Origin of the sequence: Actinomadura spongiicola (assembly GCF_003432485.1) — a bacterium.
GTDB classification, from domain to species: Bacteria; Actinomycetota; Actinomycetes; order Streptosporangiales; family Streptosporangiaceae; genus Spirillospora; species Spirillospora spongiicola.
Genome location: NZ_QVNQ01000008.1, coordinates 64,720 through 78,037 on the forward strand (window position 1 = coordinate 64,720; position 13,318 = coordinate 78,037).

A 13,318-nucleotide genomic window follows, 5' to 3' on the forward strand; every position below is an offset into this window, starting at 1 on the left:
CCTCCGTGGCACACCGGTATCTCCGGTCTCGCAGGCGTCAACCGCGCACCCGCCCGTTCGCTTCCCGGGCCTAGCCGACGGCGAAGGCCGGGAAGTCGAGGACGCGGGCCTCGGGGGCGAGCCGATCGCCCGGCTCGCCGCCGCCGCAACCGGAATCGCCACCGCCGCCACCCCCTCCGTCGTGGCGGTCGCCGCGGGCTTCCGTCTCGGCGGGGCGGTGGGCCGCGCGGCCGGTGAGGATGTGACCGCGGAAGGCCGTGCCCTTCGCGGTGACCTTGATGGCCTGGAACGCCTCCGGCGCCAGCGCGCAGAACCCGGTCCGCACGACGTCCTCGAACAGCGAGTCGGAGACGACGTAGGCCAGGTCGCGATCCGCGTCGTCGTGCAGGAGGCGGCGCAGCGGCGCGGCGTCCAGCAACCGCTGGACGACGATGGGCGCGTCGCCGGCGGGCCCGAACGGCCCGGCGGTCAGCGTGCCGTGGTGCAGCGACAGCCGCACCCGCAGCGGGTGCCGGCCCGTGTCGCGGCGGGCCGCGCCGGTCGTCTCCCGGTTGCGTTCGCGGAGCGCGTCGGCGAGGCCGATGACGAAGTCGCCCGCCACGGCCGCCGGGTCGGTGCCGTCCGGCAGCGTCGCCAGTTCCCCGTCCCCGCCGACCTGTTTGTCCCACCGACCCCGGTCCAGGCCGGCGGCGTGCGCGGCGCGGTCGAGCGCGTCGCACAGGTCGCGTTGCGCGAGCAGCTGCTCGCGGGTGTCGCGTTTGCTGTACCCCTGGATGTCCACCGCCACCAGCAGGCGGTAGCTGAGTCGTGTGTCGCCGTTCCCTCTCATGTCCCGATCCCGCCCCTCGGTCCTGATCTGGGCAAATGGGCCTGATGCCCGCATTCGCTCCACGGGTTGGAGTGAGCGTTGCCCCTGCTCCGGACCGACGGCGACGGGGTGCCGTGTCCATCACCGGAACTAGGACGCGGCCCGCGGACCGTCCGCGCCCACGGTAAGGAGAAGGTGGCGAACCAGTAAGGAACGGGGTGCGGACCGGCCACCACCGGGCTCCCGTTGAACCTCCGGCGCCGGGGTCCCGTACTGCTTCTCGACGCGATGCCGACGCTCGACCCCCGTCCGGCGCACGGTCACCGCGTCGTCCGCCCCCGCTTCAGCCGGAGACCCCCGAAATGGCGCACAGATCACCGGCCGCCGTGTCGGCCCCCCGAGAACGTCCCGCCGGTCCGTGGAGCTGGTTCCGCGGCCCGCGGCCCGCGGGCGACGTGGACGACCAGGTGATCGTGACCGAGTTGTACCGCGTGTACGGGCGTCCGCTGCTGTCGTTCGTCCTCCGCCTGACCGGCGGGGACCGGCACTGGGCCGAGGACGTCGTGCAGGAGACGATGATCCGCGCGTGGCGCAGCGCGCACCAGCTCGACGAGAACGCGGCCTCGCTGCTGCCGTGGCTGGCGACGGTCGCCCGCCGGATCGTCATCGACGACCAGCGGCGCAAGAACGCCCGGCCGCAGGAGGCGGGCGAGGGCCCGCTGGAGAACATGCGGGTCCCCGACGGATTGGAGGACCTGCTGCGCTCCGTCGTCGTGTCCGAGGCCCTCCTCGCGCTGTCCCCCGCGCACCGCGAGATCCTCGACGAGACCTTCTTCCGGGACCGCTCGGTGAACGAGGCCGCCAAACATCTCGGCATTCCCGTGGGAACCGTGAAGTCCCGGGTCTACTACGCGCTCAGGGCGCTGCGCGTCGCCCTGGAGGAAAGGGGCGTGACGCCATGAGCGCGGCCATGTCGCACACCGACGTCGGCGCCTACGCCCTCGGCCTGCTGGAGGAGCCCGACCGGCGGGCGTTCGAGAACCACCTGTCGGGATGCCCTGCCTGCGACACCGAGCTCGCGGAGCTGCGCGGCGTCGCCGCGACGCTGGACGGCATAAGCCGGATCCCCGAACCGGCGGGCGGGCCCCCGGCTCCGCCCGAACCGGCGGTGATCTCCGACCTGCTGCGGCGGCGGATCCGCCGGGAGCGGCGACACCGCGCGGCCCGGGCGATGGCCGCGGCCGCCGCCGGCGTCGTGCTGGTCGGCGGGGCGCTCGGCACCGGTTACACGCTGGGCGCCGACCGTGACCGGACGGCGTCCCAGGAGGACGCCGGAACGGCCGCGCTCCTGCGGGACGGTCACCGGACGTCGGCGGCCGACGCGACCACCGGCGCGACCGGGACGGTCGCGACGCGGCGGACGGCGTGGGGCAGCCGGATCGCGCTGGAGCTCAGCAGGGTCCGCGGCCCGCTGGAGTGCGAACTGGTCGCCGTGGACCGCGCGGGCCGCCCGCACACGGTCGCGGGCTGGGCGGTGCCCGCGGCCGGGTACGGGCTGCCCGGCTCCGCGCGACCACGCCTCACGTTGCAGGGCGGCACCGCCCTGCGACCGCGGGAGATCTCCCGCTTCGAGGTCCGCACGACCGGCGAGTTCGCGGGCAGCCCCCGCACGCTCCTGACCGTCCCCGGCTAGAGCCGGTCCCCCCGCGGCCTCAGCCCACCCCGCGAACGCGTGACCCGCCCGGTGGAGCGACGCCGAAGGCGAGCGCAACCGGGCAGATCGCGAAGCGATGCCGCGTTCGCACCAGGAACGGTCACGCAGCGAGCCGCCAGGCGAGCGAAGTGGGCCGTTCCTGTCATGAACGGTTGCGGTAGCGGTCCGCGGACTCAGCCCACGCGCGAACGCGTGACCTGCCCGGTGGAGCGATGCCGAAGGCGAGCGCAACCGGGCAGATCGCGAAGCGATGCGCGTTCGCACCAGGAACGGTCACGCAGCGAGCCGCCAGGCGAGCGAAGTGGGCCGTTCCTGTCATGAACGGGTGCGGTAGCGGTGGGCCGCGAGCGGGGCGAACACCGCGGTGATCAGCAGGGGCCACACCACCGCCATCAGCACGCTGTGCTCCGCCGCCCACGACCCGCCTGTCACGCCGTCGCCGAACAGTTCCCGGCACGCCGTGACCGTCGCCGACATCGGGTTCCATTCGGCGATCGCGCCGAGCCAGTCCGGCATGGTGCTCGGCGCGACCAGGGCGCTGGACAGGAACCCGATCGGCCACACCAGCGTCTGGACGACCGCCACCGACTCCGGGCCCTTCGCGAGGAGGCCGAGGAAGATGCCGAGCCACACCAGCGAGAACCGCAGGAGCAGCAGCAGCCCGAACGCGGCGAGCGCCCGGCCCGCGCCGTCGTGGACGCGCCAGCCGATCAGCACGCCGCAGGCCGCCATCACGGCCAGCCCGGCGACCGAGTGCAGCATGTCGGCGACGGCCCGGCCCACGACCACGGCGGACGAGGACATCGGCATGGAACGGAACCGGTCCGTGACGCCCTTGGCCGCGTCGCTCGCGACCGCGGCGAACGTCGTCTCGACGCCGAACACCATCGTCAGCGCGAACATGCCGGGGATGAGGAACTCCCGGTAGGCGCCGCCGCCGGGCACGTCCATCTGACCACCGAACAGGTAGCCCATCATCAGCACGACCATCACCGGGAACAGCAGCGCGACGGCGACCTCGCCGGGCTTGCGCGCCCAGTGGGCGAGGGCCCGCCCGGTGAGTGTCCGGCCGTCGGCGACGGCCCAGCGCAGTGTCCGGACGTTCACGCGCGTACCTCCTGTTCGGCGGTCTTTTCCGTGAGGCTCAGGAACACCTCGTCGAGCGTGGGGCGGCGCAGGCCGATGTCGGCGACCGCGACGCCCGCGTCGTCCAGGGCCCGGACGGTCTCGGTGAGCGCGGCGCCCCGCCCGGAGACCGGCGCGCCGACGCGGAGGGCGTCGGTGTCCACGTCGACCTCGCCGGACGCGACCCGGCCGACGATCGCGGCGGCCGTTTCGAGCGAGGCGGGGTCGTCCAGGACGACCTCGACGCGGTCGCCGCCGAGGCGGCCCTTGAGGGCGTCGGGGGTGCCCTCGGCGATGACCCGGCCGTGGTCGATCACCGAGACGCCGTGCGCGAGCCGGTCGGCCTCCTCCAGGTACTGGGTGGTGAGCACGACGGTCGTGCCGCCGTCCACCAGGTCCCGGACGGCGTCCCACACCTCGATGCGGCTGCGCGGGTCGAGGCCGGTGGTGGGCTCGTCCAGGAACAGCACCGGCGGCGCGAGGATCATGGACGCGGCCAGGTCGAGCCGCCGCCGCATGCCGCCTGAGAGTGTGCCCGCGGGCTTGTCGGCGGCGTCGGTGAGCCGGAACCGGTCGAGCAGTTCGTCCGCCCGGCGCCGCGCCTCCGCGGAGCCGAGGTGGTAGAGGCGGCCGAACATGACGAGGTTCTGCCGCCCGCCGAGCACCTCGTCGACGGCGGCGTGCTGCCCGACGAGCCCGATGGCGCGGCGCACCCGCTCCGCCTCCCGGACGACGTCGTGCCCGGCGACGCTGGCGGTTCCGGCGTCCGGCGCCGTCAGCGTCGTCAGGACGCGCACGGCGGTGGTCTTGCCCGCGCCGTTCGGGCCGAGCAGGCCGTGCACGGTCCCGGCGGGGATCCGCAGGTCGAGCCCGTCGAGGGCGGCCGTGTCGCCGTAGCGCTTGCGCAGGCCCGCGGCGTGGACCGCGAAGGAAGATCGCGTCACCCGTCCTCCAAAACTATGTACGCCACAACTATGGACGGTGTACGGAGTTGCTGTTCGCGGACAATATAACGTACGACGTACAGAGTTTCATCCCTGAGAGGATCGCGATGTGACGACCGAGTACAGCGGGGCCGGCGACCCGATGCGCAGCCTGGAGCTCCTGTGGGGCGCGCGGGACCGGGGCGACCGTCCACCGAGGCGCGGGCCGAAGCCGCGACTGACCGCCGAGGAGATCGTCCGCACCGCGATCGCGCTGGCCGACGCGGAGGGCCTGGACGCGCCGTCCATGCGCCGCATCGCCGACGAGCTCGGCGTCTCCCCCATGTCGATCTACACCTATGTGCCCGGCAAGGCCGAGCTGATCGACGTCATGGTGGACCGCGTGTTCGGAGAGCTGACGCCCGCGTCCGGCGACACCTGGCGGGAGCGGCTGGAGCACGTCGCCCGCGACAACTGGGCCCTCTTCCACCGCCACCCGTGGCTGCTGCGGGTGACGCTGGCGCGCCCGCCGCTCGGCCCGAACACCATCGCCAAGTACGAGAACGAACTGCGCGCCGTGGAGGGCGTCGGCCTCACCGACGTGGAGATGGACTCGGTCGTCGCCCTCGTCACGGGCTTCGCCGAGAGCGCCGCCCGCGTGTCGGTCAACGCCGCCGAGGCCGAGCGCCGCAGCGGCATCAGCGACGTCGAGTGGTGGAACGCCGTCGCGCCCGCCCTCGACACGTTCGTGAACGAGGACGACTATCCGGTCGCCACCCGCGTCGGGACCGCCGCCGGGATGGAGTACAACTCGGCCATCTCCCCCGGCCGCGCCTTCGAGTTCGGGCTCGCCCGCATCCTGGACGGCATCGAGGCCCTCATCGGCTCCCGCTAGGACCGGCGCGACCCCCACCACGCGCCGCCGGGACCGTTCCGCTGCGTGACGGCTCATGCGGGTCATGCCACCCGAATGAAAAAGGCTCTGTTCGTTGCGGTGAGACTTGCACCGTGCCTTTCAGCCATTCTGTGGCCGCTTCAGAAATCTTCCCGCGGATCGGTCCGTCCAACCATGCAGAAATACCAGGTAGGCAATGCTTTCCAGCCGGGAAGTTGCTTCCACGTTTGATTTACGTCACCTTCCAAAGTGTGGCCACATTGCCTCGGACGTCCCCATAATGAGGGCGTCATCGCAGGGTGCTGGGAAGGTTCGTCATGATCGGCAGCTCCATCTACCTGAGGGACAGGGCGGCGTTCACCGGAGGTTCACCTCAGGCCGTATACGAGGACCTGTGGCAGCGCGGCCGAAAAGGGAGATTGCGGACCCGCGCAATTCTGGCGGTGGTGACGCTCCTTGTGTGCGGGCTGCTGGTCAACGCCATATTCGGAATCGTGATGGCCGTGCTGGTGGCGTCGGCGGACGCGTTCGTCCATTGGCGCGTTTACCACGCGTCCAGCGTGTGGCGGCGCGGGCTGCGCGGCACGGAGCGGATGAACCGGTGGTCGCGCCTCATGCTGGAGCGGCGCGGACACCAGGTTCTGTACGAGCGGGTGGTCCCGGGTCACGGGTCCGCCGACGAACTCGTGGTCGGGCCGGGCGGCGTGTGGCTGGTGCACAACGAGGCCTGGCGTCCCGACGCGGAGATCTCCCACCACGGCGGACGGCTGTTCATCGACGGCCGGACCCAGTCCAAGCTGGTGGGCGAGCTGACCGCGCGGGCCGACGCCGCGGCCGAGCTGATCTCACGGGTCGCGGAGGTGCCCGTGAAGGTGCGGCCGGTGCTGGCCGTGCACGGCGGCAAACTCGTCCGGGCGCCGTTCGCCGCCGACGGGATCGTGTTCGCGCCGCCACTGAGACTGATCCGCTGGATGAAACGCAACCCGTCCGCCGACTACTCCCCCGACGAGGTCGAGGCCATCGCCCGGGCCGCCGTGCGCGCCCTTCCGATCGGCGGCCGGCTCACCCCGCCCACCGCCGCGTGAACGCGCCCGCGTGACCCCGGCATGACCGCGCGCAGAACCCACCCTGGGACCCACGGACACCTGTGGTCGGAGGGCTCACTCGCCGCCGCCGCCCACAGGGCGCCCACCGCCCGTTTCGGGCCCGCCACCCGAGCGGGCGGTGCGGCGCAACCACAGCAGGCCCACGACCGGGAGCACCAACGGCACGAACCCGTAACCCCGCCCGAACCCGGACCAGACGGTCTCGTCCGGAAACGCGTCGGGGTCGGCGACGCTGAGCGAGCCCACCACCAGCACGCCGGCCAGTTCGGTCGCGCAGGCGGCGACGGCGACCCGGAACGACGTCCGGCCGCCACGGGCGAGCGCGACCGTCGCCAGGACGTAGACGGCCGCCGCGAACGCCGACAGGGCGTAGGCGAGCGGCGCGTCGGAGAACCGGGTGGCGATCTGCACACCGGCCCGAGCACCGGCCGCCAACGCGAACACCGCGTAGACGGCGACCAGCAGCCGTCCCGGCCCTCCCCCGGTGCCGCGACGGGACGCGCCGCCCGTGCGGGCGCCGGCGTCGGCGCGGACGCCGCCGTCCGCACGGGCCCCGCCACCGGGGGGACGGGCGCGCTCGAACTCAGACACCGGTGCCGCTCCACAGCTGGCCCAGCCTGACCACCATGACCGCGACCGCGACCCCGACCACGATGATCACGGCGGATCCCCACCGGGTGCGTTCCAGCAGGCCCCATCCGGCGCCCGCGAGGGGGATGAGCAGGATGCCGATCAGGTAGCCGACGAACGTCACCGAACCGTCCGGTCCCTCGTCGCCGGAGAGCTTGACGATCCCGACGACGGCCTGCGCGACCAGCAGAAGTTCCAGAACGCCGAGCGCGATGAGATGCGCGGCGTCCATGGCGCGGTTGCGCAGCGTCGTCACCAGGGCGTAGGCCGCGACCAGCAAGGCCACCACGATGATCACAGTGGACAGGGCGTCCGTCACGGACAAAAGAGTACTACAGCCTGTAGAGGACGCGTTCGCGGAAAGGTGGAGGCGTGGCACCATGGCGGGCGTGAACGCGCTGCGATGGCTGATCCTGACCCGGCACGGCGAGAGCACCGCCAACCTCGCCTACGAGGCCCTGCTCGGCACCGACGCCGAGGAGTACGACGTCCCCGAACGGGACGCCGACGTCCCGCTGTCGGACACCGGCCGCGCGCAGGCCGCGAACCTCGGCCGCTGGCTCGCCGCCCTCCCCGAGGACGAACGCCCGACCACCGTCGTGGCCTCCCCGTTCGTCCGCGCCCTCGACACGGCCGGGATCGCGCTCGCGCAGACGCCGTACGCCGCGCCGCAGGCCCCGGACGGGCTACGGCTCCGCGTCGACGAACGGCTCCGCGACCGCGAGCAGGGCGTCCTGTCCGGCCTCACCGAACTCGGAGTCCGCCGCCGCTTCCCGGACGAGGCGGACCGGCTGCGCCGCCTCGGCAAGTTCTACTACCGGCCGCCCGGCGGCGAGTCCTGGGCCGACCTGGCGCTGCGGCTGCGCAGCTTCTACCGGGACCTGGAGGCCCAAGCACCCGGGGGACGTGTCCTGGTCGTCGCGCACGACGTGATCGTCGTCATGACCCGGTACCTGGTGGAGGGCCTGTCGGAGCGGGAGGTCCTGGAGATCGAGAAGACACGCGTCGCGAACGCCTCGGTGAGCCGGTGGCGGCTGGACGGATCCGGTCCGCGGGCCGTCTGCTACAACGACAGCACCCATCTCACCGACGTCGACGACTCCCCGTCTAAGGCTCCTCGTTGAGGAGACGGTCGCTGCGGGAGGCGACGGCGGCCAACCGCGGATCACCCGCCGGAAGGACGGCCCGGAGCCGCTCCAGCGCCTCCAGGTCCGCGCGCCCCGATTCCGTCTGCGCGTAGGCCCACAACGCGTCCGCGCCGCCGCGGTCGAGCGCCAGCCGCCGGAGCTGCACCGCCAACTCGTCACGTTCCGCGCGGACGGCGGGCGCGTCCGAACCGGGCAACAACTCCCCGGCGTAGAGCCGCACCGCCGCGGCGACGTCACCCTCGTCCAGCAACCGCCGGACGGTGAGGAAGTCGGCCTCCACCGCGCATCCGAGCCGGTACGGGCGGGCGCGCACGAGACCGCCGAGCTGCTGGCGGAGCCGGTGGATCTCCGGCCGGACGGTCGCGGGACTGCCGTCGTCGCCGTACAGGTACAGCGCGAGCCGGTCACCGGTCAGGCCGCGCGGATGCAGGGCGAGCAGCGCGAGGATCTCCGCGTGCCGCAGCGTCAACGCGAACGGCGCGCCGTCCAACCGGGCCCGCGGGCGGTCGTCGCCGAGGAACGACAGCGTCAGCAGCGGCCTCCCACCGGGGGACGGCGACCCGCCCCCGACCCGCGCGCCACCGAGAGACGGCGAGCCGCCGGCGGGAGATGACACGGACGCGGCACGCGGCGGCGGACCCCCGCGCAGGCGCAACAGGAACGCCTCACCGAGCGGTTCGGCGACCGCGGCGCGCCCGTCCGGCAACGTGACCGTCCGGCCGCACTCGGGGACGCGCACCCGCCGCCCCCGCCACCCCGCCACGCCCGGTTCACCCGGGCCGGTCCCGACGATCCGGCCGGTCGCGGTGACGAGCACACCGGTCTCCCGCGAGGCGCGCAGATGCGGCAGGAGCCGTTCGCGCAACCGCTCGTCCCGCTGCCGCATCTCGTTCTCCAGCCGCGCCTCGGCGAGCCCCGCCGCCGCCGCGACGAGCGCGACCGTCGCCGGATGCAGCGCCGCCGCGGTCGCGCTGACGTCGATACAGCCGATCACCAGTCCCGAGTCGGGGTCGGTGATCGGAGCGCCCGCACAGGACCAGCCGTGCAGGACGTGCGCGACGTGCTCGGCCGCGTACACGTACTCGGGCCGTCCCGTGGCGAGGGCGGTGCCGATCCCGTTGGTCCCGACGGCGTCCTCCGACCAGCGGAAACCCTCCGTCAGCCCGATCGCGTCGGCGGCGCGCCGCACGGCCGGCGGCCCCTGGCGCCACAGCACGTGCCCGGTGCCGTCGCTGATCACCATCAGATGCTCGGTCTCGTCGGCCACGCGCCGGAGCAGCTCCTGGAGCATCGGCAGGTGACGTTCGAGCGGATGGGCGACCCGGGCGTCGGCGAGAACGTCGCGGTCGAACACCAGCGGCGCGGCCGCCACACCCGCGTCGACACCGGCGACCTGGGAGCGGCGCCACGACTCGAGGATCGGCGGCCGGACGGCCACCGGACTCTGCACCACCAACACTCCCTCCCCGAACTACCCCGATCCTCCGACTGCATCCCGGCCCGTCCGAGGATCGGCCCATCCGCGTGGCGGCGCAACCGTTTCCGGGGTTCCCACCGCGAAATCTCACACGGACAGTGACCAATCGACCGCAACGTGCATGCAACCTTCGGGCGCCTAACGTGGCGGCGCTGGGAGCAGGACGGCCGGTCGGGGGTCCCGTCGTCCCGCACGGGCGTTCGGGGGAACGCGCACGGGACGCCGCGCCGGTACCGCCGCCGCCCGCGCCACGGGGAGGACGAACGACCGATGCTCTGCCTGACCTGTCACCGTGTCCGCCCGGCCCGAACCCGGGCCGACTACACCGCCGAACGCGCCTGGCTCATCGTCCGCCGCGGGCTGTGCGGCTGCCGCACGGCACCCCACCCGACGAACGCCGGAAATCGGCTCCGACCACCGAAATAAACGTCCGGACCACAAAACGTTCAGACGTGGTTCGCCTAGAGTTTAGGAGGAATCCATCCCAACCGTCCCCTGGAGGGAGCGCCATGACCGTGATCCCGGGTCTCGTCCGCCGCGCCGCCGCCGAGGCGGAGCGCCAGCTGCGAGAAGGCGCGGGCCTTCTCGTCAGACTCGGGCGAGATCTGGAACGGTCGGCGGAACTCGGCCGGTTCCTCCCCTCCTACACCGAACGTCTCGCGAGTCTAGAACAGACCGTCCGCGACCAGGACACCGAGCTGCGGACGCTCCGCACCGAACTCGACTCCCTCGTCGGCCAGCTCAACGACCGGCTCCTGCCGCGCATCGACGAGCGGATGGACGACACCGAACGCGACCTGGCAGCCGTCGCCACCAGCCTGATCCGCACCGGCCGCGACACGGCGGGCCACCACACCCGGCTGGAGGCCGCCGAACGACGCATCGCCGACCTGCGCACCAAACTCGCGCAACTGGAGCACCGCACCGGGCTGTGGCGCGACCTCCAGGCCAACGTCGCGCGGCTCGGCGACGACCTGGACGCCATGCGGGCGCGCATGGCGCTGCGCGCCGCCGAACCCCCGGCCGACGCCACACCCGCCCCGGTCCAGAACATCACCGACCGGCCCGCATGAAAGCGGCGGAACGCCAACACCGGCCGACAGAACGGCACAAATCAGGGTGTCGGACAATGCACCTATGACACAGTCCCCGACCGGCACCGCCCCGGCGTTCGCCAGCGACAACCAGGCGAGCGTCCACCCCGACATCCTCGCCGCGCTCACCGCCGTCAACACCGGGCACCAACCCGCCTACGGCGACGACACGACCACCGCCCGGCTCCGCGACATCGTCCGGCGCCACTTCGGCGAACGGGCCGAGGTGTTCCCGGTGTTCAACGGCACCGGCGCGAACGTGGTGTCGTTGCAGGCCATGTCGGAACGGTGGAGCTCCGTCATCTGCCCGGAGTCCGCCCACATCAACACCGACGAGTGCGGCGCGCCTGAAAAGATCGCGGGCCTGAAACTCGTCACCGTGCCGACACCGGACGGCAAGCTGACACCCGACCTCGTCGAGGCGCACGCCACCGGCTTCGGCAACGTCCAGCGACGCCAACCCGCCGTCGTCTCCATCACCCAGAGCACCGAACTCGGCACCGTCTACACGGCCGAGGAGACCGCGGCGATCGCGGCGGCGACGCACGAGCACGGCATGACCCTGCACATGGACGGCGCCCGCGTCGCCAACGCCGCCGCCTCCCTCGGCCTGCCACTGCGCGCCCTCACCACCGACGCGGGCGTGGACGTGCTGTCGTTCGGCGGCACCAAGAACGGGCTGCTGCTCGGCGAGGCGATCGTCGTGCTGAACCCGGACGCGGCGCGCGGCGTCCCCTACCTCCGCAAGTCGAGCATGCAACTGGCGTCCAAGATGCGGTACGTGTCGGCGCAGCTCGCCGCGCTGCTCGACGGCGACCTGTGGCTCCGCAACGCCGCCCACGCCAACGCCATGGCCCGCCGCCTCGCCGACGCCGCCCGCGCCGTGCCCGGCGTCGAGATCACGCAGGCCGTGGAGGCCAACGCCGTGTTCGCCGTCATGCCGAGGGCCGCGGCGGAGCGGCTGCGCAAACGCTTCCCGTTCTACATCTGGGACGAACGGACCGGCGAGGTCCGCTGGGTGTGCTCCTTCGACACCACCGAGGACGACGTGGACGCCTTCGCCGCCGCGCTCGCCGAGGAGACGTCCGCCTGACCCCGCCCCCAACCGCGCCGCCCCGAACCGCGCCGTCGCCCCGGCACGGTCACGACCGACCGGCGCCGTGACGAACCGACCGCCCGGACCGCGACGACGCCGCCACCGGGTCGCCGGTCCGGGCGAACACCTCCAGCACCCGGCGGACGTCGCCGTCGGTGAGCCCCGCGTGCGCGGACAGCCGCACCAGCGTCCGCCCCGCCGACGCCGTCGGTCCGAACAGCGCCGCGCTGTAGACCCCACCGGACACCATCGCGTCCCGGACACGCGTCGCCTCCGCCTCCGACTCCGCCTCGATCGCGATGATCGCCGTGTCGGACTCCACCAACCGGCAGCCGAGCTCCGTCAGCCCGTCCCGCAGGCGGCGCGTGACGACGCGGAGCCGGTCACGGCGACGGCTCTCGTCCCGGACGACCTTCAGCGCCGCCGCGAGACCCGCGATGTCGTGCGGCAGCAACGCCGAGCCGAACACGGCGGGCAGCGCGGCGTGCGCGAAGTAGTCCACGAACCCCGGACGGTCACAGACGATCAGACCCGCCCGTCCGGCCAGCGCCTTCGTCAGGCTCGCCGTGCGGAAGTCGACCCGTCCGGTGAGCCCGAGCGCGGCGACGAGGCCCTCACCGCGCTCGCCGTGCGTGCCGAGCGAGTGCGACTCGTCCACGACGAGGAGGCACCCGTGCTCCTCGGCGAACTCCACCAGGGCGGGCAGCGGCGCCACCGAACCGTCGGTGCCGTAGACCGCGTCCACGACGACCACCCCCGGGCCGCCCGCCTCGACCCGGCGGCCCAGGTCGCCGAGGTCGTTGTGACGGAAGCAGGCCGGCTCCGCTCCCGCCGCCCGCGCCCCCTCCCACAGCGACGGGTGCGCGAGGACGTCCAGGTAGACGGGAACCTCCGGCCCGGCGACCACCTGCATCAGACCGGTGCCGGCCGCCCAGCCCGACGGGCACAGCACCCCCGCGCGGGCGCCCATGTGCCGGGCGAACTCCGCGCCGAGGACGATCTGCGGATGATCGTCGGACAGGCACGGGCCGGGCGTCGGGGCCGCGGCGTCCGCCGACCGCAGGCCGACGATCATGGCGTCGGTGATCGCCGGATGCTCGGCGATCGCGAGGTAGTCGCCACAGGTCAGCACGATCGCCCGGCCGCCGGAGGCCTTCGCCGGCCCGGGGCGGCGGCCGCCCCTGCCGGACCTGCCTCCCCTGAGGTGCCTGATCCGTTCACCCAGCCGCTGGTGTACGCCGGTCATGCTTTCACTCCCCCGGTCCTCCAAAGTTCGGTCATGCGACCGTCACGTCCTGTAAC

At 73.1% G+C, this 13,318-nt stretch carries 14 protein-coding genes; 7 read left to right on the forward strand and 7 right to left on the reverse strand.

The window, feature by feature from the left end:
• Nucleotides 1-70: 70 nt before the first annotated feature.
• Complete coding sequence (locus tag D0T12_RS24475) at nt 71-829, reverse strand: hypothetical protein (RefSeq protein WP_233526264.1); 759 nt, start codon at nt 827-829, stop codon at nt 71-73.
• Nucleotides 830-1,170: 341 nt separating this feature from the next.
• Here D0T12_RS24475 and D0T12_RS24480 point away from each other — a divergent pair, with 341 nt between their 5' ends.
• A complete protein-coding gene (locus D0T12_RS24480) occupies nt 1,171-1,770 on the forward strand; it encodes a sigma-70 family RNA polymerase sigma factor (protein ID WP_117402039.1) in 600 nt (199 codons plus the stop codon).
• Nucleotides 1,767-2,501, forward strand: a complete 735-nt coding sequence (locus tag D0T12_RS24485; RefSeq protein ID WP_117402040.1) for a zf-HC2 domain-containing protein — start codon at nt 1,767-1,769, stop codon at nt 2,499-2,501. Before D0T12_RS24480 ends, D0T12_RS24485 begins: the two co-directional genes overlap by 4 nt.
• Nucleotides 2,502-2,837: 336 nt before the next feature.
• Here D0T12_RS24485 and D0T12_RS24490 read toward each other — a convergent pair whose 3' ends face one another.
• Together D0T12_RS24490 and D0T12_RS24495 are read right to left on the reverse strand one after the other, a co-directional pair.
• The gene (locus D0T12_RS24490; protein WP_117402041.1) at nt 2,838-3,629 is read right to left on the reverse strand and encodes an ABC transporter permease; all 792 of its coding nucleotides are present in this window, start codon (nt 3,627-3,629) and stop codon (nt 2,838-2,840) included.
• Nucleotides 3,626-4,591 (reverse strand): ATP-binding cassette domain-containing protein, encoded by a 966-nt coding sequence (locus D0T12_RS24495; protein ID WP_117402042.1) that lies wholly within the window; start codon nt 4,589-4,591, stop codon nt 3,626-3,628. Before D0T12_RS24495 ends, D0T12_RS24490 begins: the two co-directional genes overlap by 4 nt.
• Nucleotides 4,592-4,700: 109 nt before the next feature.
• Between D0T12_RS24495 and D0T12_RS24500 the strand changes: the two genes are divergently transcribed.
• Nucleotides 4,701-5,465, forward strand: a complete 765-nt coding sequence (locus tag D0T12_RS24500) for a TetR/AcrR family transcriptional regulator (protein WP_199487676.1) — start codon at nt 4,701-4,703, stop codon at nt 5,463-5,465.
• A 446-nt stretch (nt 5,466-5,911) separates the two neighbouring features.
• Nucleotides 5,912-6,550 (forward strand): NERD domain-containing protein, encoded by a 639-nt coding sequence (locus D0T12_RS24505; RefSeq protein ID WP_233526265.1) that lies wholly within the window; start codon nt 5,912-5,914, stop codon nt 6,548-6,550.
• A gap of 75 nt (nt 6,551-6,625) precedes the next feature.
• Here the strand turns inward: D0T12_RS24505 and D0T12_RS24510 are convergent, their stop codons facing one another.
• Together D0T12_RS24510 and D0T12_RS24515 are read right to left on the reverse strand one after the other, a co-directional pair.
• Nucleotides 6,626-7,036, reverse strand: coding sequence for a hypothetical protein (locus tag D0T12_RS24510; protein WP_117402461.1), 411 nt, complete (start codon nt 7,034-7,036; stop codon nt 6,626-6,628).
• Between the two features lie 118 nt (nt 7,037-7,154).
• Nucleotides 7,155-7,520 carry a hypothetical protein gene (locus D0T12_RS24515; RefSeq protein ID WP_117402043.1) on the reverse strand — a complete coding sequence of 122 codons (366 nt, stop codon included), beginning with the start codon at nt 7,518-7,520 and terminating at the stop codon, nt 7,155-7,157.
• Nucleotides 7,521-7,581: 61 nt separating this feature from the next.
• Here D0T12_RS24515 and D0T12_RS24520 point away from each other — a divergent pair, with 61 nt between their 5' ends.
• Nucleotides 7,582-8,325 carry a histidine phosphatase family protein gene (locus D0T12_RS24520; protein ID WP_117402044.1) on the forward strand — a complete coding sequence of 248 codons (744 nt, stop codon included), beginning with the start codon at nt 7,582-7,584 and terminating at the stop codon, nt 8,323-8,325.
• Here the strand turns inward: D0T12_RS24520 and D0T12_RS24525 are convergent.
• Nucleotides 8,309-9,799 carry a helix-turn-helix domain-containing protein gene (locus D0T12_RS24525; protein WP_233526266.1) on the reverse strand — a complete coding sequence of 497 codons (1,491 nt, stop codon included), beginning with the start codon at nt 9,797-9,799 and terminating at the stop codon, nt 8,309-8,311. The two genes, D0T12_RS24520 and D0T12_RS24525, sit on opposite strands and share 17 nt — an antisense overlap.
• A gap of 536 nt (nt 9,800-10,335) precedes the next feature.
• Here D0T12_RS24525 and D0T12_RS24530 point away from each other — a divergent pair.
• On the forward strand, nt 10,336-10,899 hold the full coding sequence (locus D0T12_RS24530; RefSeq protein ID WP_117402046.1) for a hypothetical protein: 564 nt from the start codon (nt 10,336-10,338) through the stop codon (nt 10,897-10,899).
• A 64-nt stretch (nt 10,900-10,963) separates the two neighbouring features.
• Nucleotides 10,964-12,013 carry a threonine aldolase family protein gene (locus tag D0T12_RS24535; RefSeq protein ID WP_117402047.1) on the forward strand — a complete coding sequence of 350 codons (1,050 nt, stop codon included), beginning with the start codon at nt 10,964-10,966 and terminating at the stop codon, nt 12,011-12,013.
• A 49-nt stretch (nt 12,014-12,062) separates the two neighbouring features.
• Here the strand turns inward: D0T12_RS24535 and D0T12_RS24540 are convergent, their stop codons facing one another.
• Entirely contained in the window at nt 12,063-13,262 is a 1,200-nt protein-coding gene (locus D0T12_RS24540) for an aminotransferase class I/II-fold pyridoxal phosphate-dependent enzyme (RefSeq protein ID WP_117402048.1), read from the reverse strand.
• Nucleotides 13,263-13,318: the final 56 nt, after the last annotated feature.

Excerpts from the sequence above, each read along its gene's own strand:
- D0T12_RS24485 (WP_117402040.1), top strand. The coding sequence starts at position 1,767 with ATGAGCGCGGCCATGTCGCACACCGACGTCGGCGCCTACGCCCTCGGC.
- D0T12_RS24540 (WP_117402048.1), bottom strand. The coding sequence starts at position 13,262 with ATGACCGGCGTACACCAGCGGCTGGGTGAACGGATCAGGCACCTCAGG.
- D0T12_RS24480 (WP_117402039.1), top strand. The coding sequence starts at position 1,171 with ATGGCGCACAGATCACCGGCCGCCGTGTCGGCCCCCCGAGAACGTCCC.
- D0T12_RS24530 (WP_117402046.1), top strand. The coding sequence starts at position 10,336 with ATGACCGTGATCCCGGGTCTCGTCCGCCGCGCCGCCGCCGAGGCGGAG.
- D0T12_RS24535 (WP_117402047.1), top strand. The coding sequence starts at position 10,964 with ATGACACAGTCCCCGACCGGCACCGCCCCGGCGTTCGCCAGCGACAAC.
- D0T12_RS24520 (WP_117402044.1), top strand. The coding sequence starts at position 7,582 with ATGGCGGGCGTGAACGCGCTGCGATGGCTGATCCTGACCCGGCACGGC.
- D0T12_RS24475 (WP_233526264.1), bottom strand. The coding sequence starts at position 829 with ATGAGAGGGAACGGCGACACACGACTCAGCTACCGCCTGCTGGTGGCG.